General features: G+C 66.8%; 19 protein-coding genes. 8 read left to right on the top strand and 11 right to left on the bottom strand.

What is annotated here, in order from left to right; genetic code table 11:
• Window positions 1–16 precede the first annotated feature (16 nt).
• The 5 genes from KVT39_RS21305 to flhD all read right to left on the bottom strand — a co-directional run bounded on the left by KVT39_RS21305 (window position 17) and on the right by flhD (window position 3,455).
• Complete coding sequence (locus tag KVT39_RS21305) at window positions 17–394, bottom strand: response regulator (protein ID WP_034183898.1); 378 nt, start codon at window positions 392–394, stop codon at window positions 17–19.
• Between the two features lie 24 nt (window positions 395–418).
• Window positions 419–1,438, bottom strand: coding sequence for a flagellar motor protein MotB (gene motB, locus KVT39_RS21300; RefSeq protein ID WP_034183897.1), 1,020 nt, complete (start codon window positions 1,436–1,438; stop codon window positions 419–421).
• A gap of 13 nt (window positions 1,439–1,451) precedes the next feature.
• Entirely contained in the window at window positions 1,452–2,312 is an 861-nt protein-coding gene (motA, locus tag KVT39_RS21295; protein ID WP_034183896.1) for a flagellar motor stator protein MotA, read from the bottom strand.
• 175 nt (window positions 2,313–2,487) lie between these two features.
• Window positions 2,488–3,042 (bottom strand): flagellar transcriptional regulator FlhC, encoded by a 555-nt coding sequence (gene flhC / locus KVT39_RS21290; RefSeq protein ID WP_011350591.1) that lies wholly within the window; start codon window positions 3,040–3,042, stop codon window positions 2,488–2,490.
• A gap of 92 nt (window positions 3,043–3,134) precedes the next feature.
• Window positions 3,135–3,455: a flagellar transcriptional regulator FlhD gene (flhD, locus tag KVT39_RS21285; protein WP_011350590.1), complete on the bottom strand. Its 321-nt coding sequence runs from the start codon at window positions 3,453–3,455 to the stop codon at window positions 3,135–3,137.
• Window positions 3,456–4,122: 667 nt separating this feature from the next.
• Between flhD and KVT39_RS21280 the strand changes: the two genes are divergently transcribed.
• On the top strand, window positions 4,123–5,187 hold the full coding sequence (locus KVT39_RS21280) for a glycosyltransferase family 4 protein (RefSeq protein ID WP_034183895.1): 1,065 nt from the start codon (window positions 4,123–4,125) through the stop codon (window positions 5,185–5,187).
• Window positions 5,188–5,298: 111 nt separating this feature from the next.
• Here the strand turns inward: KVT39_RS21280 and KVT39_RS21275 are convergent, their stop codons facing one another.
• Complete coding sequence (locus KVT39_RS21275) at window positions 5,299–5,595, bottom strand: H-NS histone family protein (RefSeq protein WP_034183894.1); 297 nt, start codon at window positions 5,593–5,595, stop codon at window positions 5,299–5,301.
• A 300-nt stretch (window positions 5,596–5,895) separates the two neighbouring features.
• Here KVT39_RS21275 and aqpZ point away from each other — a divergent pair, with 300 nt between their 5' ends.
• Window positions 5,896–6,636 carry an aquaporin Z gene (aqpZ, locus tag KVT39_RS21270; RefSeq protein WP_034183893.1) on the top strand — a complete coding sequence of 247 codons (741 nt, stop codon included), beginning with the start codon at window positions 5,896–5,898 and terminating at the stop codon, window positions 6,634–6,636.
• A 131-nt stretch (window positions 6,637–6,767) separates the two neighbouring features.
• On the opposite strand, the gene KVT39_RS21265 is transcribed toward aqpZ, so the two are convergent.
• Together KVT39_RS21265 and KVT39_RS21260 are read right to left on the bottom strand one after the other, a co-directional pair.
• Window positions 6,768–7,592, bottom strand: coding sequence for a Cof-type HAD-IIB family hydrolase (locus KVT39_RS21265; protein ID WP_131948762.1), 825 nt, complete (start codon window positions 7,590–7,592; stop codon window positions 6,768–6,770).
• 145 nt (window positions 7,593–7,737) lie between these two features.
• Window positions 7,738–8,619 (bottom strand): BadF/BadG/BcrA/BcrD ATPase family protein, encoded by an 882-nt coding sequence (locus tag KVT39_RS21260; RefSeq protein WP_034183891.1) that lies wholly within the window; start codon window positions 8,617–8,619, stop codon window positions 7,738–7,740.
• A 142-nt stretch (window positions 8,620–8,761) separates the two neighbouring features.
• Here KVT39_RS21260 and KVT39_RS21255 point away from each other — a divergent pair, with 142 nt between their 5' ends.
• Window positions 8,762–9,364 (top strand): DNA-3-methyladenine glycosylase I, encoded by a 603-nt coding sequence (locus KVT39_RS21255; RefSeq protein ID WP_034183890.1) that lies wholly within the window; start codon window positions 8,762–8,764, stop codon window positions 9,362–9,364.
• A 238-nt stretch (window positions 9,365–9,602) separates the two neighbouring features.
• On the opposite strand, the gene rpsU is transcribed toward KVT39_RS21255, so the two are convergent.
• Window positions 9,603–9,815, bottom strand: coding sequence for a 30S ribosomal protein S21 (gene rpsU / locus KVT39_RS21250; protein ID WP_006401410.1), 213 nt, complete (start codon window positions 9,813–9,815; stop codon window positions 9,603–9,605).
• 520 nt (window positions 9,816–10,335) lie between these two features.
• Between rpsU and KVT39_RS21245 the strand changes: the two genes are divergently transcribed.
• From KVT39_RS21245 to KVT39_RS21225, 5 genes are all read left to right on the top strand, one after another.
• The gene (locus tag KVT39_RS21245) at window positions 10,336–11,490 is read left to right on the top strand and encodes a flagellin (RefSeq protein ID WP_126359145.1); all 1,155 of its coding nucleotides are present in this window, start codon (window positions 10,336–10,338) and stop codon (window positions 11,488–11,490) included.
• A gap of 132 nt (window positions 11,491–11,622) precedes the next feature.
• Window positions 11,623–13,131 carry a flagellar filament capping protein FliD gene (gene fliD, locus KVT39_RS21240; RefSeq protein WP_217590136.1) on the top strand — a complete coding sequence of 503 codons (1,509 nt, stop codon included), beginning with the start codon at window positions 11,623–11,625 and terminating at the stop codon, window positions 13,129–13,131.
• Window positions 13,132–13,156: 25 nt separating this feature from the next.
• Complete coding sequence (locus tag KVT39_RS21235) at window positions 13,157–13,456, top strand: flagellar protein FliT (RefSeq protein WP_217590135.1); 300 nt, start codon at window positions 13,157–13,159, stop codon at window positions 13,454–13,456.
• Window positions 13,457–13,719: 263 nt separating this feature from the next.
• Window positions 13,720–16,062 (top strand): tetratricopeptide repeat protein, encoded by a 2,343-nt coding sequence (locus tag KVT39_RS21230; RefSeq protein ID WP_217590134.1) that lies wholly within the window; start codon window positions 13,720–13,722, stop codon window positions 16,060–16,062.
• 28 nt (window positions 16,063–16,090) lie between these two features.
• The gene (locus tag KVT39_RS21225; RefSeq protein ID WP_217590133.1) at window positions 16,091–17,233 is read left to right on the top strand and encodes a DegT/DnrJ/EryC1/StrS aminotransferase family protein; all 1,143 of its coding nucleotides are present in this window, start codon (window positions 16,091–16,093) and stop codon (window positions 17,231–17,233) included.
• A 10-nt stretch (window positions 17,234–17,243) separates the two neighbouring features.
• Here KVT39_RS21225 and KVT39_RS21220 read toward each other — a convergent pair whose 3' ends face one another.
• Window positions 17,244–17,906: an acetyltransferase gene (locus KVT39_RS21220; RefSeq protein WP_217590132.1), complete on the bottom strand. Its 663-nt coding sequence runs from the start codon at window positions 17,904–17,906 to the stop codon at window positions 17,244–17,246.
• Between the two features lie 93 nt (window positions 17,907–17,999).
• Window positions 18,000–19,940 (bottom strand): tetratricopeptide repeat protein, encoded by a 1,941-nt coding sequence (locus KVT39_RS21215; RefSeq protein WP_217590131.1) that lies wholly within the window; start codon window positions 19,938–19,940, stop codon window positions 18,000–18,002.
• Between the last annotated feature and the right edge of the window lie 37 nt (window positions 19,941–19,977).

The following is a 19,977-nucleotide window of genomic DNA, read 5'->3' as shown; positions in this document are numbered from 1 at the left end:
ATTCGTCGCGTTCATTTCAGGAGGCAGCCGGCTCGGATAGCGTCGCGACCAGGTCGACCAGCACGACCGGATCGATCGGCTTCTCGATCCAGCCGGTCGCGCCCGCGTCGCGCGCGGCGTCCTTGAAGGCATCGCTGCCTTCGGTCGTCAGCACGAGGATCGGCGTGTTCGCATACGCGGTCAGCTTGCGCAGCGCGGCGATCACCTCGAGCCCGTTCTTGCGCGGCATGTTCTGGTCGGTCAGCACCAGGTCGTACGGCGCTGTCGCGGCCATGTCGAAGCCGGCTTCGCCGTCCGGCGCCACCGTCACGTCGTAGCCGGCCTGCGCAAGCGTTGCCTGCAGCAGCGCACGCATGGTCGCGGAGTCGTCGATGGCGAGAATGGTTCGGATCATGTCTGTCTCGGAATCTCGGGAACGTCAGGGTTTCGGCGCCGCGGCGGCGGCGCTCGCGACCGCCGGACGCGCGGCCGGCACCGGGCCGGCGAGCTGCTGCGCGAGCAGCTTCGAGCCCGCCGCGTCGGCCGACAGCGTCGTGGTCGTCGCGTCGTCGCGCATCAGCGCTTCTTCGGATTTGCGGTTCAGCACGATCACGCTGATCCGGCGGTTTTCCGGATCGAGCGGGTCGGCCTTGTTCAGGTTCTGCGTCGACGCGAGGCCGAGCACGCGCAGCACTTTCGCCTCGTCCATGCCGCCGGAAATCAACTCGCGGCGCGACGCGTTCGCACGGTCGGCCGACAGTTCCCAGTTGCTGTAGCCGCCCTCGCCGCCCGCGTACGGCACGGCGTCGGTGTGGCCCTGGACGATGATCCGGTTCGGCACGTCGTTCAGCGTCTTGCCGATTTCGCGCAGGATGTCGCGCATGTACGGCTCGACGTGGTCGCTCGACATCGCGAACATCGGCCGCTTCTGCGTATCGACGATCTCGATGCGCAGCCCCATCAGCGTCGAGTCGATGCGGATCTGCTGCTTGAACTGGCGCAGCGTCGGGTTGGCCTCGATCGCGGCCATCAGCTTGATCTGCAGGTCGTGCAGGCGCGCCTGCTCGAGCCGCTCGATCGCGCCCTGCGCCTGCGCTTGCGCATGCTCGTCGACCGGCTTCGCGACGCGCTCGGCGAGCGACGTCGTGCCGTCGGTGCGGCGCAGCGTGCCGGCGTCGGTGCTCGACAGGTCGCGGCCGCCGCCGTTGATGATGCTGGAGTCCTGCGAGTTGCGGTCGCCGCTGCCGAACAGCGCGGCCTTCAGCGGCGTATTGAAGTATTCGGCGATCCCCTTCAGCTGCACCGGCGTGACCGAGCTCAGCAGCCACATCAGCAGGAAGAACGCCATCATCGCGGTCATGAAGTCCGCGTACGCGAGCTTCCATGCGCCGCCGTGGTGGCCCTTCTTCGCCGGGGCCACCCGCTTGACGACGATTGCGCGATCCTTGCTCTTGCTCATTGGTCGCTCCGCGTCACTTCGCCTTCACGCGGCGCACGTGCTCTTCGAGCTCGGAAAACGACGGCCGCTCGGTCGAGAACAGCACCTTGCGGCCGAACTCGACCGCGATCGCCGGCGCATAGCCGTTCAGCGTCGCGAGGATCGTCACCTTGATGCACTGGAACATCTTGGTCGACTCGGCGACGCGCTGCTCCGCGAGGCTCGCGAGCGGCCCGATCAGCCCGTACGACAGCAGGATGCCGAGGAACGTGCCGACCAGCGCCTGCGCGATCATCGCGCCGAGCACCGCGGGCGGCTTGTCCGCGGACGCCATCGTGTGCACGACGCCCATCACGGCCGCGACGATGCCGAACGCCGGCATCGCGTCGCCGACGCGCATCAGCGCGTGCGCGGGGCCTTCGCCTTCCGAGTGGTGCGTCTCGATCTCCTCGTCCATCAGGCTCTCGATCTCGAACGCGTTCATGTTGCCGCCCACCATCAGGCGCAGGTAGTCGGTCAGGAATTCGACGATGTGGTGATCGGCGAGGATCTTCGGGTATTGCGTGAAGATCGGGCTCTTTTCCGGATCGTCGATGTCGGCCTCGAGCGTCAGCGTGCCTTCCTTGCGCGCCTTCGCGAGCAGCACGTACAGGAGCGCCATCAGCTCCATATAGACGTCCTTCGTGTATTTCGAGCCCTTGAAGAGCGTCGGCAGCACGCGCAGCGTGGCCATGATGGTCTTGCCACCGTTGCCGAGGATGAATGCGCCGACGCCGGCGCCCACGATCATCAGGATCTCGATGGGCTGGATCAGGGCGCCCAGATGCCCGCCTGCCAGCGCATAACCGCCGAAGACCGACAACAGCGTCACGAGTGTTCCCACGATAATCAGCACTGCCTGTCCCTCATGAAAGACCGGCGGGAAGATCGCCGTTAAACAGGTTTACGGCAGTCGGCAGGAAAACTTTCGCGGCCGCCCGGCGGCAGCCCGACGGTGTTTACCAGCAGTCGGCAGACGGTTCGCGCGGCCCGCGGCAGCCGCTCGCGCCCCGCCCGGCCCTGCCCGGCGCTCAGGCCGCGGCGGCGGCCAGTTCGGCGCGCGCGGCGGCGGCCTTGCGGGTCTTGCCCGCGCGCGACGGCGGCTGGCACAGGCCGCAGACGAAACCTTGATGCGGATCATGCGCATGCGCGACGAAGTGGCCGCCGCAGCGCGTGCACGGGGTCATCTGCAGCATCCCCGAATCGAAGAAGCGCACGAGCGTCCACGCGCGCGTGAGGCTCAGCGCGGCCTCGTCGCCGGACAGGTTCACGTGCTCCTGATAGAGCCGGTACGCTTTCACGATCGACTGGATCGGCTCGCAGCGGCCGTGGTCCTGCATGAACCGGTAGATGTTGTAGAACAGCGACGAGTGGATGTTCGGCTGCCACGTCATGAACCAGTCGGTCGAGAACGGCAGCATCCCCTTCGGCGGCGACACGCCCTTCAGTTCCTTGTACAGCTTGATCAGACGGTCCCGCGACAGGCTCGTCTCCGCCTCCAGCAACTGCAGCCTGGCGCCCAGTTCGATCAGTTCGATGGCGAGGGTGATTTCCTTCACCTCGATCACGACGCTTTTGCTTGCCATGGTGATAACTGTCCGCTTGACGTGGTTCGGATGGATGGCCAATACGCTGCCGGCCGGCGCGGCACGCCGGGACAAACGCAAGGCGGGATGGATCAGCGGACGCCTTCGACCTGCTGCCCGGCCATCAGGATGGCCGAGTGGGCATGCGCGACGACATCGCTGCGGCCCTTGTCGGCGAGCGACGACAGCAGCGCGTGATCGTCGAAGCGGAAGCGGCACAGCATCTGGTTCGACGCGGCGAGCTTCACGGTCTGTGCGAGCGTGAGGTTCGCGAGCACGTCGGCAAGTTCCTGGGAAATTCCCATGCGGAACATGCCCATCGCCTTGTCTTCCCGCAACAGGCGTTGCGCGAGGAGGAGGTACGACAGGTTGACCTCTTTGATCTCACTGAGCATTTCGCTGGTAGCGCTCATGATTCCCCCGTTAAAGAGCTTTGCTTTGGCCATTCGTGTTATGACAACGTTTGCTCGATCAGGGCGCACCCGGCGCTCAGTCGGCTCGTTTATATTCTTACAGGGCGAATTTTGGCCAAACGGCATTTATGTCGGTATCAGCGAAGTGGCGTATGCCGCGCAGGATTTGTCTGTAAACCGTGTAGGAATTTTTCCGACAAGGCGAATTGAAAGGAGGCAATCGGGAAAGCGGGTGACGGCGCGAATTCGGCCAAGATGGGCCCGATGGCCGCCGCGCAATGGCGGAAGGCTTGCCGGCAAGGCCGCCGACAATCGGATCGGTAAAAATTATAGTGGTTTTTCACGATGGCGCAACAATAGTTGATTCTGTCTCGATTTATGTTTTCCCGCCCTTTTTCTCGGGGTTTTTGCGTATTTCATCGTGTAACAAGCCTTAAGTGTTTGAAAAAACACTCGAACCCCTCAGGCCGATACCGATAATGGACTCCAATGGGCGGCGGCGCGAGCCGTGCCGGCCCGCCCCGCAGCTTGCCGTCCGGCGCCCCGCGCACCCCGCCCAGGGCCCGGCCACGTACCGCCAACAGCGTGCGTCGGCGAGTTCCGCAACCTTGTAGGGGATCCGCATCGGCGCCGCAGCGCCCACACGGATCGACATCGGAGAACATCCATGCGAATTGCCCAGATCGCGCCCCTTTACGAAGCCGTCCCGCCGAAACTCTACGGCGGCACCGAGCGTGTCGTGTCCTACCTCACCGAGGCGCTCGTCGAACTCGGGCACGACGTGACGCTGTTCGCCAGCGGCGACTCCGTCACGTCGGCCCGCCTCGAGGCGGCCTGGCCGCGCGCACTGCGGCTCGACCCGTCGATCCGCGATTCGATGGCGCCCCACATGCGGCTCCTTGAGCAGGTCGCCCGCGTCGCACATGAATTCGACGTGCTGCACTTCCACCTCGACTACCTGCCGTTCCCGCTGATGTCGCGCCTCGACACGCCGTACGTGACGACGCTGCACGGCCGCCTCGACCTGCCGGAGCTGCAGCCCGTGTTCGACTCGTTCCCGGACGCGCCGGTCGTGTCGATCTCGAACAACCAGCGCAAGCCGCTGCCGCAGGCCGCGTGGGCCGGCACCGTGTACCACGGGCTGCCCGACACGCTGCTCACGCCGCAGCCGGGCGTGAAGCCCGAATACCTCGCGTTCCTCGGCCGGATCTGTCCCGAAAAGCGCGTCGACACGGCGATCCGGATCGCCGCGCAAAGCGGGCTGCCGCTGAAGATCGCCGCGAAGGTCGACAAGGCCGACGCCGACTACTTCAAGGAAGTGATCGAGCCGCTGCTCGGCCAGGCACACGTCGAATTCATCGGCGAGATCAACGAAGCGCAGAAGCCCGCGTTCCTGTCCGGTGCGAAGGCGCTGCTGTTCCCGATCGACTGGCCGGAACCGTTCGGCCTGGTGATGATCGAGGCGATGGCTTGCGGTACGCCGGTCGTCGCGTTCAATCGCGGCTCGGTGCCGGAAGTGATCGAGGACGGCGTGACCGGCTTCATCGTCGAGGACGTGCAGGGCGCGGTCGGCGCCTTGCACCGGATCGACAGCCTGTCGCGCACCGCGATCCGCGAACGTTTCGACACGCGTTTCAGCTCGAAGGCCATGGCGCAGCGTTATGTCGAGACTTACGAATCGCTTTGCACGGCGACCAGGCAACCGGCATTGCGCCGGGTCGCAGGCGCCTGACGCGGAAATCCGCGCGGAAATATTCCGTAAAATCCGCGCCGAAATCGGCGCGCAAAACCGCAAAGCAAAAGAGCCGCATCGACGATGCGGCTCTTTCTTTTTGGCTTTCAGTCATTCGATCAGGAATCGATCGCGGTTTTTCCCGGCGATCCAATTCGGCGGCTTGCCGCGACCGCTCCAGGTCGCACCCGACTTCGGATCACGGTATTTCGGGGGCAGCGGCGCCTTCTTCGGCGGGCGGCCGCGCCGCGCCCGCTCCGCGAAGCCCAGGTCCTGGGCCGTCAGACCGTATTCGGCAATCATTCGCTGGACGTCGGCAATCACCGCCGCCACTTCCTGGCGGCGTACGTCGTCCGCCTGGGCCTGCAGATCGGCGATCTGCGCCTTGAGTTTCGCGTATTGAGACATTTTTTCGACTCCCTTTTCGATGATGCGGCCCCGGCGAATCCGACCGGGACACAAACATCCGTTACGCCATCCGCACTGCCGCCCTACCCTTCGAAATAAATACTGTCATCTTTAACCAATTCGGCTATATCGAGAATGCGGGCTTATTCTAATAAAAGGCATTCGTCAGCCATTCAAATTTAACAATCGTTGACCCTCCCGGACCCGATTCATTTCCTATAATCCAGACCAATTCCGGGCGACGGAATAAATCCGTCGTGTCGACCGGTTGTCTTCAATCCACTTGGACGAGGTCCTTACATGAATCTTTCTCAGCGTCTCGCTGCAGAGGTATTCGGCACGTTCTGGCTGGTGCTCGGCGGGTGCGGAAGCGCCGTGCTGGCCGCCGCCTTTCCGGGCCTCGGCATCGGCTTTGCCGGCGTCGCACTTGCCTTTGGCCTGACCGTGCTGACGATGGCATTCGCAATCGGCCACATTTCGGGTTGCCACCTGAATCCGGCGGTGAGCGTCGGCCTGACGGTTGCCGGGCGTTTCCCGGCACGCGATCTCGCGCCGTACATCGTCGCGCAGGTTGTCGGCGCGACGCTCGGCGCGTTCGTGCTGTACCTGATCGCGACCGGCAAGCCGGGCTTCGACGTCGTCGGCAGCGGCTTTGCGACGAACGGCTTCGGCGAGCGCTCGCCCGGCCACTACTCGCTGGCTGCGGCGTTCATCTGCGAAGTCGTGATGACGGGCTTCTTCCTGTTCGTGATCCTCGGCGCCACCGACAAGCGCGCGCCGGCCGGCTTCGCGCCGATCGCGATCGGCCTGTGCCTGACGCTGATTCACCTGATCTCGATTCCGGTCACCAACACGTCGGTGAACCCGGCGCGCTCGACCGGCCCGGCGCTGTTCGTCGGCGGCGACGCGATCGGCCAGCTCTGGCTGTTCTGGGTGGCACCGCTGATCGGCGCGGTACTCGCCGGGATCATCTACCCGCTGGTCGCGGGGCGCGACGACGCCGTCGACCTGCTGCCGGCATCGGCTCGCACAAGCGAATAAAACACTACGGGGTCACGCGAGCAGAACAGCGAGCCTCACGCTGTCGAAGAACATCGAGGCAGGCAATTTCGACGGGCGCCCCTGGCGCCCGTTTTTCATTGCCGCGCGGGAAGCACGCTCGGGTTGTTCGCTCAGGAAGCAGCGACGTTGTCCTCGAGCGAGAACAGCGTGCGCAGGTGGCGGGCGACGCCCGCATCGAAGTTGTTGCCGATTCGCGGGATGTGCGGCAGCCGCGCGACCAGGTCGGGATTTGCGTTGTTCATCATGAACGCGTGGCCGGCGGTTTCGAGCAGGTCGATGTCGTTCATGTTGTCGCCGAACGCGATGCAGTGACCGGTATCGACGCCGAGCCGCGCGAGCACCGTGCGCAGCGCGCGGCCCTTCGACACGTTCGCGGTCATCACTTCCAGACAGTCGGGCAGCGAGTACGTGACGTACAGCGCATCGCCGAACCGCACGCGCATCTGCTCGGCGACGAGCGCCAGATCGGCCGGTTCGCCGATATACAGCACCTTCGCGATATCCGCGCCGTCGTGCGCGGGCATGTCGATCACGTCGTACCGGAAGCCCGAATCCTGGTGGAATTCGAGCAGGTGCGGTGCATCGCGGTCGATCAGCCAGCCCTGGTCGGTGAACAGGTTGACGATCACGCGGCCATGCGTGCCGACGACGTCCGGCTGCACGAGGCCGCGGACGATCGCGGGATCGATGTCCTGCGCGTGGATCGTCGTGTCGTCCGGCGCATGCACGCGCGCACCGTTCGACGTGATCAGGTACGGCCGGATGCCGAGCACGTCGCGAATGCCCGCGACGTCCGCGTAATGGCGCCCGGTGGCGATCACGAACTGCAGGCCGTCGCGCTCGAGCCGGCGGACGGTATCGATCGTGTACGGATCGAGCTGGTGGTCGCTGTTCAGCAGGGTACCGTCGAGATCGGTGGCGATGACTTTGTACATGGGACGGAAGAATGGCGCTCAGGGCTCTGCGGAACGGCCATTCTAACGTCGCGCCCGGCTGCGCGCCGGACGGTTCCCGGTCAGGCGCCGCCTTCGGCGCCGCTGCGGCGCGCCGTCAACCCGCGTCAGACACGTTCAGCCACATTCAAGCACCTTCCGCCGCCCGCAGCGCCTGCAGCGCGAGCCGCAGCGCGCCGTGCGCCGAATCGTCGAGCGGCGCGCGCAGCCGCGCGGCGTGGCGCGCCGGCACGGCCGGCGCGAGCGCATCCGCGAGCCCGCCGCACAGCGCGACCGGCAGCGCCTGCTGCGGATCGAGCGCATCGATCATCTTGCCGATCTCTTCGCCGGCCTGCGCGATCAGCGCGCCCGCGACCGGGTGCGAGCGGTGCGCGAACACGACCGGCGCGAGCCGCGCGTAGATCGTCTGGTTCGCATCGCACGACCACTGGACGAGCGCGTCGCGATCCTGCGCGCCCGTTTCCGCGAGCAGCGCGTCGGCGAACGCGTCGCGCGGCACGCGGCCGTCGAGCGCCTGTTGCGCATATGCGAGCGCACGCACGCCGAGCCACGCGCCGCTCGCCTCGTCGCCGGACGGAAAGCCGAAGCCGCCCGCGATCCGGCATACGCCGCCCGCATCGAGCGCCGCCGCGATGCTGCCGGTGCCCAGCGCGACGATGAGCCCCGGCGCGCCGCCGTGCGCGCCGACGACGGTCGTATACGCGTCGCTCTCGATTGCGAGCGCGCCGAGCGGCGCCTGCGCGCGGAACGCGGCGAGCCATGCCGCATTGTTGACGCCTGCGAGCCCGCAGCCGAGCGCGCATTGCGGCCAGTCGAACGCAAAGCCGGCCTGCGTGAACGCATCCGCGCAGGCCGCGCCGATCGACGCCCACGCACGCTCGATGCCGAGACCGAGCCCCGACGGGCCGCCGCGCCCCTGCGCGAGCTCGCGCCCGTGCCGGTCGGCCAGCACCGCGCGCGTACCCGTGCCGCCGCCGTCGATGCCGATCGCAAAAAGTAATGTCGCCATGCCTTCATCCCGCTGATTCGAACAGGCGCCAAGCTTAACCGGATCGGTACCGCGCGCCCATCTGCCGTTCGGCCGGCTATCCCGCAAAAAGGGCTTCCGCTATGCTGGCGCGATCGAACCGACACTAAAAACGAGGCAGACGATGTCGCAGCGGTGCAACTGGGTGAAGACGGAAGCGGATGCTCACTATCACGATACCGAGTGGGGCGTGCCGTCGCACGACGATCGCCACCTGTTCGAAATGTTGATCCTGGAAGGCGCGCAGGCCGGGCTGTCGTGGTCGACGATCCTGAACAAGCGCGCGGGCTATCGCGAAGCGTTCGCCGATTTCGATGTCGACGCCGTCGCGCGCTTCACGCCGAAGCACATCGAGAAACTGCTGGAGAATCCCGCCATCGTGCGCAACCGCGCGAAGGTGCAATCTGCGGTGACCAACGCGCGCGCCGTGCAGCGCATCCGCGACGAGCACGGGTCGCTCGCCGCGTTCCTGTGGTCGTTCGTCGGCAACACGCCGGTCCAGAACGCATGGGAGTCGTATCGCGACGCGCCCGCGTCGACCGAGCAGTCCGACGCGCTCAGCAACGCGCTGAAGGCGTACGGCTGCAAGTTCGTCGGTTCGACGATCTGCTATGCGCTGATGCAGGCGACCGGCATGGTCAACGATCACGAGGCCGGCTGCCCGTGCCACGCGCAATGCGCGGCGCTCGGCGGCAAGCAGCCGGCACGCCGGCGCAAGGCGGGCTGACGGCCGCCAACCCAATCACCCTGAGTGAGCCTGCATCGGCTCCGCCCCGTCCAGTCACCGCGCGGCGCGTGACGACGCCGGCACGACCGACTGCGAGAGACAGATAGATCACCGGCACGCGCGGGTCGGCGGCCTCGCCGCCACGGCATCGGGACTTTCCCGGCCTCCAAAAGCGAAACGGCGGAGCGGCCTCTTTCGAGACACACTCCGCCGTTTCGCGGCAAACCGTAAGACGCTCTTAGTGGAGCTTCTTCGGCAGCATCTGGCTGCGCAGACGCTTGTGCAGGCGCTTGACGGCTGCTGCCTTCTTGCGCTTGCGGACTGCGGTCGGCTTTTCGTAAGACTGGCGTTCGCGCAGTTCAGCGATCAGGCCATTTTTTTCGATAGCGCGACGAAAGCGGCGAATCGCCACTTCGAACGGCTCGTTTTCTTTCAGAAGAATCGTCGTCATGTCGTTCCTAAATTGCTTAAACGGTCAAAAACGTAGCGGCCAAGCGCCACGCACCGGCCATCCGAGCGTCCCCACAACAGGCGAAACGAGCGGAAATACGGCCTCGGAGGCCGGAAAAGAGAGGCGGAAAGCACCGCGAGTACGCTTCACAACCGCGTGCAGCGCCGCGTTTGACTGCCAGCAGACATGCCGAAACCGGCAAAGGCGTGACAGAAATCTCAATTCAGCCCGCCATCATATCAGGGAATCACAGACAAAACCATCCTTTTGTCGATTCCGTGTGCACAGCCTTGCAACTCCGTCGCCAGGGCCGGTCTCTGCCCCCTGTTAACCGGGCATCTGACCCACCCCGTCCGAAATGACAAAGAACGATAAAAAATCGGGACGAATCTCAACGCACCCCTCAAGTTTTGTTTTGGCACGCCGAAATCCTGCTCTGAGGCGGCCAGCAATGAACGAGTGCTTCCGCCGACGCCAAAACGGCTTTCCAGGGCTTTCGGCTTAAACAGGAGATTTTTCCATGCTCGGAATCAATAGCAACATCAACTCGCTGGTTGCTCAGCAGAACCTCAACGGCTCGCAAGGCGCACTGTCGCAAGCCATCACGCGTCTGTCGTCGGGCAAGCGCATCAACAGCGCAGCCGACGACGCAGCCGGCCTCGCGATTTCGACGCGGATGCAAACGCAGATCAACGGCCTGAACCAGGGCGTGTCGAACGCGAACGACGGTGTGTCGATGATCCAAACGGCATCGAGCGCACTGTCGTCGCTGACGAACAGCCTGCAGCGTATCCGCCAGCTGGCCGTCCAGGCGTCGACGGGCACGATGTCCACGACCGACCAGGCAGCACTGCAACAGGAAGTTGCGCAACAGATCCAGGAAGTGAACCGTATCGCGTCGCAAACGACGTACAACGGCACGAACATTCTCGACGGCTCGGCAGGCATCGTGTCGTTCCAGGTCGGCGCGAACGTCGGCCAGACGATTTCGCTGGACCTGAGCCAAAGCATGTCGGCCGCGAAGATCGGCGGCGGCCTGGTGCAGAAGGGCCAGACCGTGGGTACGGTGACGAACCTGAGCCTCGACACCGCCGGCGTGTACACGTCGTCGGGCGCGGCGATCACCGCGATCAACGTGCTGTCCGACGGTAAGGGCGGCTACACGTTCACCGACCAGAACGGCGGCGCCATCGCGCAAACCGTTGCTGCATCGGTGTTCGGCGCCAGCGCAACGGCCGGCACGGGCACGGCAGTCGGCGCACTGTCGATCCAAGCGAGCGCAACCAGCTCGAGCATGTCGGCAGCAGCACTCACCGCCATCAACAACGCAGTCGCACAAATCAACGCCGTCAACACGCCGAAGACCGTGTCGAACCTCGACATCAGTACGGTCAGCGGAGCGAACGTCGCGATGGTATCGATCGACAACGCGCTGCAGACGGTTAACAACGTGCAGGCGGCACTCGGCGCGGCACAAAACCGTTTCACGGCAATCGCCACGTCGCAGCAGGCAGAATCGACCGACCTGTCGTCGGCACAGTCGCAGATCACCGACGCGAACTTCGCGCAGGAAACCGCGAACATGTCGAAGAACCAGGTGCTGCAGCAAGCAGGCATCTCGGTGCTCGCACAGGCGAACTCGCTGCCGCAGCAGGTCCTGAAGCTCCTGCAGTAATCGCGTAGCAACCCACGGCCGGGCCCCGCGTAACGCGCGGCCCGGCCGCAGTCACTTGGCGCGCGGGGCCCCGCTCCGCCGCCAGGTCTTCTTCCCGGATTTCACGGATCACCCGCCGCACGGAGCACTACGATGTCGACGATTAATCCCGCCGTCACCGCCGCCAACAACTCGGCCAACAGCGCGCTGCAGCAAGCTGCCCAATCGATCATCAGCGGTTCGACCGGCAACTCGTCGATGGACGTCAACTCGCTCGTGACGGCACTCGTCAACGCGAAGACCGCCGGCCAGGCCGCCGCGCTCAACGCGCAACAAAGCAGCGACAACACCCAGATTTCCGCGTACGGCGCGCTGTCCGCCGCGCTGAGCGCACTGCAGGCCAGCCTCACGACGCTGTCGAACGGCTCGCTGCAGAACACCTTCACCGCGACCGCGAGCGGCACCGGCCTCACCGCGACCGCGGGCGCCGGCGCGGTGGCCGGCAGCTATTCGGTCGGCGTCACGCAGATCGCGACGTCGCAGTCGCTGTCGTCGGCCGCATTCGGCGCGTCGACCGCGCTCGGCACCGGCACGATGACGCTGTCGCTCGGCAGCCAGTCGTTCACGGTCGACGTGAACAGCACCAACAACACGCTGTCCGGCATCGCCGCCGCGATCAACTCCGCGACCGGCAACCCGGGCATCGTCGCGTCGGTCGTCAACGGCAGCGACGGCGCTCACCTCGTGCTCAGCTCGACGCCGACCGGCGCAGCGAGCACGATCGGCGTCGCGCTCAGCAACGTCGCCGGCGACAAGGGGCTGTCCAGCCTCGGCGTCACGTCGACGGCCAGCACGACGGGCGGCCAGTCGACGATCACGTCCGCGAACGGCAGCGCCGCGTGGAAGCAGAGCACGGCCGCGCAGGACGCCGCGTTCACGATCAACGGCATCGCCGGCACCAGCGCGAGCAACACCGTGACGAGCGCGATCACCGGCGTCACGCTGAACCTGACCAGCGCGGCCGTCAGCGCCACGCAGCCGCAGACGCTGACGGTCGCCACCGACACGAAATCCCAGGCCACCGCGGTCAACAACTTCGTGTCGCTCTACAACACGCTCGTCACGACGATGAACTCGCTGTCGAGCTTCACGTCCGGCGCGTCGGCGCAAGGCCCGCTGCTCGGCGACTCGACGCTGAACACGATCAAGAACTCGCTCGCGTCGATCGTCGCGAGCGGCGTGAACGGCAACGGCTCGACGGTCAACCTCGCGTCGATCGGCGTCACGCTGCAGGCCGACGGCACGCTGCAGGTCGACAGCACGGCGCTCAACGGCGCGCTGCAGAACAATCCGACGGGCGTCGCGTCGCTGTTCAACTCGACGAACGGGATCGGCGAGCAGTTGACGACGAGCATCACGAACTACACGAAGACGAACGGGCTGATCGCCGCGCGCACGACCGCGCTCAGCAACGACCTGAAGAGCGTCGCGCAGCAGCAGACGACGCTGTCGAACTATGCGGCACAGCTGACGAGCCAGTACCAGGCGCAGTTCACCGCGCTCAACACGCTGATGGCGACGATGAACACCAACTCGCAATACCTGACCCAGCTGTTCGGCGGCGCGAACAGCGGCGGCGCGCTGGCGAACAACAAGAGCTGACCGCTAGCCGGACAGGAGAGCTCAGATGGAACAGACCGAACTGATTACGCAGATCGACGCGCTCACCGACGCGATCGAACACGCGGCCGCGATGGCCGACTGGATCGAGGCCGCGCGCCTCGTCGATGCGCGCGGTTCGCTCATCGCGCTGCTCTCGGCCGACCAGCCGCCCGTCGGCATCGCCGCGGTCCGCCGCATCCAGGCCAGCAACGATCGCATCTTCTCCGACGCGCAACGCGCGCAGCAGCAACTGACCGACGAATACCAGGCGGCGATGGGCCGCGTGCAGGCCGTCGGCCAGTACCAGAGCATCGCGAACCGTTAAGACGCGCCGCGCGGCGTGCCCGGCACACGCGCGCCGCCCACCCGACAACAAGAACTACACGCTGATGTGAGGGCGTGCTCGTTCGCCTCAGCGCCCGCCTCGTGCGGGCGTTTTTTTTTGATCCCGCCCGCCCGCCGCACCGCCCCGGCCTCGGCTGACCGGCCAATCGACCAAACTGACCGGGCTTTTCCCGTCACCTCGCGGCATCGGCGCGACGGCACGCTACCGATAATGGTATCGACCGACTTTCCGCAGATTTCATCATGTTCTCGACCGAACTGCCCGCCTCCGCCGCGCTTACGCCTGAACAGCAGCTTGCGCAGGACATTGCGCTCGTCTTGGACAACGCGCTCGAGCGCCAGCGCAGCGGCGCGTTCGACGACGCCCGGGCGCTGTACGAGGCCATCCTCGACGCGGTGCCCGCGCATGGCGATGCGCATTACAACCTCGCGGTGCTGATGGTCGATACGGGCCACCCGGCCGACGCGGTGCCGCATTTCGAAGCCGCCATCGGCGCGAGCCCGGACAACGGCTACTACTGGGTCAGCTACATTCATGCGCTGCATCGCAGCGGGCAAACGGCCGCCGCGTGGATCGCGGTCGAAATCGCGCAGCAGCGCGGCGTGCACGGCCCGGCGCTCGACGGGCTGATCGCGCAACTGGCGTCGCCCGAGGTCGTGATGGCGACCGCGGCGGTCGCGCCGAGCAGCATCGACGCGGCGATCGTCCTGGAAACCGGGGCCGGCCGCACCGCGCAGAGCGACGCCGGCAAGCCGGTTCGTCGTCCCAATCAGACGCTGCTGCAAAAGCACGCGGCGCTGTTCGACAAGAACAAGCACGCGGAAGCCACCGCGCTGGCGCGGCAACTGGTCGCCGACTACCCGGAAGACGGCGCATGCTGGCGTGCGCTGTCCGCGTCGCTGCACCGGGAAGGCCGCTTCGCGGAGATGATCGAGGCCGGCCTTCGCACGGTCGAATTGCTGCCGGGCGAAGTACTCGTGCGCATCCTGCTCGCCGATACGCTGCGGATGATGAACCGTCTCGCGGAAGCCGACGAGCAGTGCAAGCGCCTGTTCGAGCTTCAGCCCGATCACGCGGAGGCCATGCGGATTCGCGGCCTCGTGCTGTTCGCGCTGCGCCGCACGGATGAAGCGGTCGCGGCTTGCCGACGCGCGATCGAGCTGGCGCCCGGCGCCGCCGCGCCATACGGCACGCTCGGCTTCGTGCTGCTCGAACTCGGCGCGACGCAGGAAGCGATCGGCTGGCTCAAGCGCTCGGTAGAAATCAACCCGACCGACAGCGTCACCCACAGCAGCATGCTGTTCTGTATCGCGCACAGCAGCGACTTCGATCCGCAGACGCTCGTCGCGGCGCACCGCAAGTTCGGCGAGCGCTATGACAACCACAAGCGCAAGCGCGCCGTCGTGTTCTCGAACAAGCGCGATCCGGCGCGCCAGTTGCAGGTCGGCTTCGTGTCGGGCGACCTGTTCAGCCACGCGGTCGCCTCGTACGCGGTGCCCGTGATCGAGCATCTCGCGGCCGATCCCGGCATCGCGATGCACTTCTATCACAATCACTTCGAGGAAGATTACACGTCCGAGCGCTTCAAGGCCCACGCGACGACCTGGCGCAACGTCGCCGGCATGAGCGACACGGCCTTCCTCGAACGCGTGCGCAACGACCGCATCGACATCGTGATCGAGCTGTCGGGCCATACCGGCCGCAACCGGCTCGTTGCGCTCGCGCAGCGCGCGGCGCCGGTTCAGGCGTCGTGGATCGGCTATCCGGCCACGACCGGCCTCGCCGCAATGGACTACTACCTGACGGACCGCTTCGTCGCGCCGCACGGCGCATTCGACGACCAGTTCGTCGAGCAGCTCGTGCGGCTGCCCGCGATCGCGCCGTTCATGCCGCCGCCGAACTGCCCGCCCGTGAACGTGCTGCCGGCCTTGCACAACGGCTATACGACGTATGCCAGCTTCAACCGCCTGAACAAGCTCAGCCCGCACGTGATCGAGGTCTGGTCGCGCGTGCTGCACGCCGACCCGACCGCGCGCATGGCGCTCGGCGCGATCGGCAACGAAGGCGACAAGCAGACGCTGATCAAATGGTTCGCCGCCTGCGGTATCGACGCCAACCGCCTGACGTTCCACCGGCGCTCGAACATCCCCGTTTACATGCAGCAGCACCACGGCGTCGACCTCTGTCTCGACGCGTTCCCGTACACCGGCTCGACGACGACGCTCAATGCGCTGTGGATGGGCGTGCCGACCGTGACGCTCCCCGGCGTGACGATGGCCGGGCGCGGTAGCGCGGGCTGGCTCCAGCACGTCGGGCTCGACGCGTACATCGCGACGGACGAGGACGACTTCGTCGCGAGGGCGTTGGCGCTCAGCCGCGACACCACCGCGCTGCAGGCGCTTCGCGCCGGCCTGCGCGCGCGCTGCGGGGAATCCGCCGCGTTCCGGCCGGCCGTCGTCGCGGCCGGGCTGTCGTCGGCGCTACGCACGATGTGGACCCGCTGGTGCGCGGGAGAGCCCGTCACCGCCTTCGACACGCCGCTGTTCGACGACGTGGCGACCGCCCCGGCCCCGGCCGACGCCTGAACGCCGCGCGTTACCGAGAGAGACAATCATGACCGCCAGCCTGCCCGCATCGTCCGTCGCGCAACTGCCGCACGAACGCATCTACGTCACGCAACCGCACCTGCCGCCGCTCGATGAATTCCTCCCGTATCTCGAGAAGATCTGGGAGAGCCGCACGCTGACGAACGGCGGCCCGTTCCACCAGCAGTTCGAGCGCGCGCTCTGCGACTATCTCGGCGTGCCGTACCTGTCGCTGTTCGCGAACGGCACCCTCGCGCTCGTCACCGCGCTGCAGGCGCTGCGCATCACCGGCGAGGTGATCACGACGCCGTACTCGTTCGTCGCGACCGCCCATTCGCTGCTGTGGAACGGCATCAAGCCGGTATTCGTCGACGTCGCGCCCGGCACGCTCAATCTCGACCCCGCCCGCATCGAGGCGGCGATCACGCCGCAGACCACCGCGATCATGCCCGTGCATTGCTACGGCAATCCGTGCGACGTCGACGCGATCCAGAAGATCGCCGACAACTACAACCTGCGCGTGATCTACGACGCGGCGCATGCGTTCGGCGTGCGGAACGCCGACGGCAGCGTGCTCGCGCACGGCGACCTGTCGGTGCTGAGCTTTCACGCGACGAAGGTGTTCAACACGTTCGAGGGCGGCGCGATCATCTGTCCCGACGCGAAGACCAAACAGCGGATCGATCACCTGAAGAACTTCGGTTTCGTCGATGAAGTCACGGTCGTCGCGCCCGGCATCAACGGCAAGATGAGTGAGATCAACGCCGCGTTCGGGATGCTGCAGTTGCAGCATATCGACGGCGCACTCGCGCGCCGCCGCGAGATCGACGCGCTGTACCGCACGCTGCTCGCCGACGTGCGCGGCATCCGCTGCGTGCCGCTCGGCGGCCAGACCGTCGCGAACCACGCGTATTTCGCGATCCTCGTCGACGAAGACTATCCGCTCGACCGCGATGCGCTGTACCAGAAGCTGCGCGACTACGACGTGTACGCGCGCCGCTATTTCCATCCGCTGATTTCGGAATTTCCGATGTACCGCGGGCTGCCGTCCGCCAGCCGCGACAACCTGCCCGTCGCCACGGAGGCCGCGCGCAAGGTGTTGTGCCTGCCGATCTACCCGGCGCTCAGCGACGACATGGTCCGCCGCATCGTCGAGCTGATCGCGTTCTGACGCGCCGCGCCTACAGGTAACGGTCGCCCGCCGCACGCGCACGGATCCGGCGCGCCGGGTTGCCGTACGCCACCGTGTACGGCTCGACGTCGTGCAGGACGACCGCCCCCGCGCCCACGACGCTGTGCTCGCCGACCGCAATCCGGTGTCGCAGCATCGCGCCGAGGCCGATCGCCGCGCCGCAGCCGATCCGGCAGTTGCCGCCCGTGACGACGCCCGGCGCGAGGCTCGAGAAATCGTCCATCACGCCGTCGTGATCGAGCGACGCATTCGTATTGACGATGCATCCCGCGCCGATCGAGCAGCTCGGGTTGATCACCGCGCCGGCCATCACGACCGTGCCCGCACCGATCGTCGACGCCTTGCCGACGCGCGCGGCCGGATGCACCGCCGACACGCACGGCAAGCCCGGCACGAGCGCCGCGAGACCGGCCGTCACGTTCTCGCGGGCATGATTGTCGCCAATGGCGACCAGCAGCCCGGCGATCCCGTGCTGGTCGACCAGCCGCGGCACATCCCGCTCGGCGCCCAGCACCGCGTAGCCGAGCGTCTCTTCGCCGGCGGCACGGAACGAATCGATCAGCCCGGCGATCCGGTATCGGCCGGCCTGTTCGACGATGTCGATCACGACCTTCGCGTGACCGGACGAGCCGACGATGACGATGTTTTCCACGAGTACCTCGATTGATCTAGTAGGCAGGGGCAACAGGGTCGCGTTTCGCGCAGTATGCCGTGTCGCCGCGTCCATGCCGCGCGCGTCGGCATGTCAGACGCCGGACGCCATTTCGTCCGCCGTCGCGCGTGCGGCTGCACAATGCGCGGCAAACGCCACCCGCAGCCGCTCGGCCAGTTGAATCCAGCTTTCCCCGCGCCCGCGCCGGAACAGCCGCACCGTCCCCGGATACCACGGCGAATCGTCGCGGTCGTGCATCCAGCGCCAGTCCACGTCCTGATTCGGCAGCAGCACCCAGCATGGCTTGCCGAGCGATGCGGCCAGATGCGCGGTCGACGTGTCGACGCACACCACGAGATCGAGTTGCGCGACGATCGCGGCCGTATCGGCGAAATCGTCGATCTCCGAGCCCAGGTGCAGCAACGGCAGACCGCCCGGCGGGTGACGCGCATCGTCCTCGCCCTGCCCCTTCTGCAGGCTGACGAAGTTGACGCCCGGCACGCTCCACAGCGGCGTCAGCAGCGCCAGCGACGGCAGCGAACGGTGCGCGTCGTTGTGATGCTTCGGGTTGCCTTTCCATACGAGGCCCACACGCGGGCCGGCCGGCAGCGCATCGAGGCGCGCGGCCCAGCGGGCGACGCGCGCCGGATCGGGGACGAACCGCACCGGCGGCGGGATCGTGTCGAGCGTCGTGCCGGCGTGCATCGGCGCGCTCAACAGGCTCGTCCAGTAATCGAATTGCGTGGCCTGCGCGGCGGCCGCCTCGTGATCGAGCGCCGCGTCGACGCCGTCGACCGTCTCCATCAGCCGATGCAGCGCCGGCTGGCACGCGAAGACCACCCGCGCCGCCCGCCGCGCGCGAAATTGCGCGAAATAGCGGCTGAACTGCAGCATGTCGCCGAGGCCGTCCTCCTGCCACACGAGCAGCGTCTTGCCGGCCAGCGGCTCGCCTTGCCACTGCGCGCACCGCAGCACCTCGCGGGTCCGACGGTGCACGAAAGTCGGCTGTTCGTAGCGCGATTCGTAGCGGCGCCAGCCTTCGTCGAATCGTCCGCGGCTGAGCAGCAGCGTCGCGAGCCCGAAGCGCGCATCGTCGTAGTCCGCGCGCAGGTCGAGCGCGCGCCGGTATGCGCTTTCGGCTTCGTCGAGCTGGCCCGCATGCGCGAACGTCGTGCCGAGGTTGTAGTGCGCCTCGGCCATCTGCGGCGCGAGCGCCAGCGCGTCGGTGAACGCGACGGCCGCTTCGTCGTGGCGGCCCCGCGCGCGCAGGACGCAGCCGAGATTGTTGTGTGCCTGCGGCAGACCGGGCCGGCAGCGGATCGCGTCGCGATAGGCCGCTTCCGCTTCGGGCAGGCGATCGAGGTTCTGCAGCGCGACGGCGAGGTTGTAATGCGCCTCCGGATGATCCGGACACAGTGCAATGGCTTGCCGGCTGGCCGCCTCCGCTTCCGGCAACCGCTGCATGTCGACGAGGATCGCGCCGAGATTCACGTGCGCGAGCACGTGGTCGGCGCGGACGGCGATCGCGAGGCGGTACGCGAGCTCCGCTTCCGCCGGCCGGACGAGCACGCGCAGCAGGTTGCCGAGATCGGTCAGCACGTCGGGCGACCTCGGCTCGATCGACAGCGCCTGCCCGAACGCCTGTTCGGCCTCTTTGAGCCGGCCGAGCGCTTCGAGCACCTTGCCGAACCGGTGATGATGCGACGCGTGCAACGGCGTGACGCAGGCGAGCTGCCGGCGCAGCAGCGCTTCGGCTTCAGGCAGGCGGCCCTGCGACACCAGCAGCGCGCCGAGGCCGTCGTAGGGGGGCTCGAACGCCGGCATCGCGTCGATCGCGCGCCGCCACCAGGCTTCCGCGTCCGCCAGACGGTTCAGGCCCAGCGCGCTGACGGCCGCGACGTGCAGCGCCGCGACGGCCGGCGACGGCCGGTCGAGCAGCGGTGCGATACGCGACAGCGCGTCGGCAAACTCACCGTTCTGGCACAGGGCCGCGGCGTGTTGAACCGGTGCGGATTCGTCGAGAGCGGGCGTCATGTCATGCGGCGCTGCGCGGCGCGCATCGTCAACAGTC

The sequence above is a fragment of the Burkholderia sp. GbtcB21 genome (genome assembly GCF_019091065.1).
Classification (GTDB): domain Bacteria; phylum Pseudomonadota; class Gammaproteobacteria; order Burkholderiales; family Burkholderiaceae; genus Burkholderia; species Burkholderia pyrrocinia_C.
The sequence above is the reverse complement of the archived record's forward strand: the minus strand, read 5'-3'. Positions and strand labels throughout refer to the sequence as shown.

Coding starts and splice junctions, on each gene's coding strand:
- KVT39_RS21305 (WP_034183898.1), bottom strand. CDS start 394: ATGATCCGAACCATTCTCGCCATCGACGACTCCGCGACCATGCGTGCG.
- motB (WP_034183897.1), bottom strand. CDS start 1,438: ATGAGCAAGAGCAAGGATCGCGCAATCGTCGTCAAGCGGGTGGCCCCG.
- flhC (WP_011350591.1), bottom strand. CDS start 3,042: ATGGCAAGCAAAAGCGTCGTGATCGAGGTGAAGGAAATCACCCTCGCC.
- flhD (WP_011350590.1), bottom strand. CDS start 3,455: ATGAGCGCTACCAGCGAAATGCTCAGTGAGATCAAAGAGGTCAACCTG.
- KVT39_RS21280 (WP_034183895.1), top strand. CDS start 4,123: ATGCGAATTGCCCAGATCGCGCCCCTTTACGAAGCCGTCCCGCCGAAA.
- KVT39_RS21275 (WP_034183894.1), bottom strand. CDS start 5,595: ATGTCTCAATACGCGAAACTCAAGGCGCAGATCGCCGATCTGCAGGCC.
- aqpZ (WP_034183893.1), top strand. CDS start 5,896: ATGAATCTTTCTCAGCGTCTCGCTGCAGAGGTATTCGGCACGTTCTGG.
- KVT39_RS21265 (WP_131948762.1), bottom strand. CDS start 7,592: ATGTACAAAGTCATCGCCACCGATCTCGACGGTACCCTGCTGAACAGC.
- KVT39_RS21260 (WP_034183891.1), bottom strand. CDS start 8,619: ATGGCGACATTACTTTTTGCGATCGGCATCGACGGCGGCGGCACGGGT.
- KVT39_RS21255 (WP_034183890.1), top strand. CDS start 8,762: ATGTCGCAGCGGTGCAACTGGGTGAAGACGGAAGCGGATGCTCACTAT.
- rpsU (WP_006401410.1), bottom strand. CDS start 9,815: ATGACGACGATTCTTCTGAAAGAAAACGAGCCGTTCGAAGTGGCGATT.
- KVT39_RS21245 (WP_126359145.1), top strand. CDS start 10,336: ATGCTCGGAATCAATAGCAACATCAACTCGCTGGTTGCTCAGCAGAAC.
- fliD (WP_217590136.1), top strand. CDS start 11,623: ATGTCGACGATTAATCCCGCCGTCACCGCCGCCAACAACTCGGCCAAC.
- KVT39_RS21235 (WP_217590135.1), top strand. CDS start 13,157: ATGGAACAGACCGAACTGATTACGCAGATCGACGCGCTCACCGACGCG.
- KVT39_RS21230 (WP_217590134.1), top strand. CDS start 13,720: ATGTTCTCGACCGAACTGCCCGCCTCCGCCGCGCTTACGCCTGAACAG.
- KVT39_RS21225 (WP_217590133.1), top strand. CDS start 16,091: ATGACCGCCAGCCTGCCCGCATCGTCCGTCGCGCAACTGCCGCACGAA.
- KVT39_RS21215 (WP_217590131.1), bottom strand. CDS start 19,940: ATGACGCCCGCTCTCGACGAATCCGCACCGGTTCAACACGCCGCGGCC.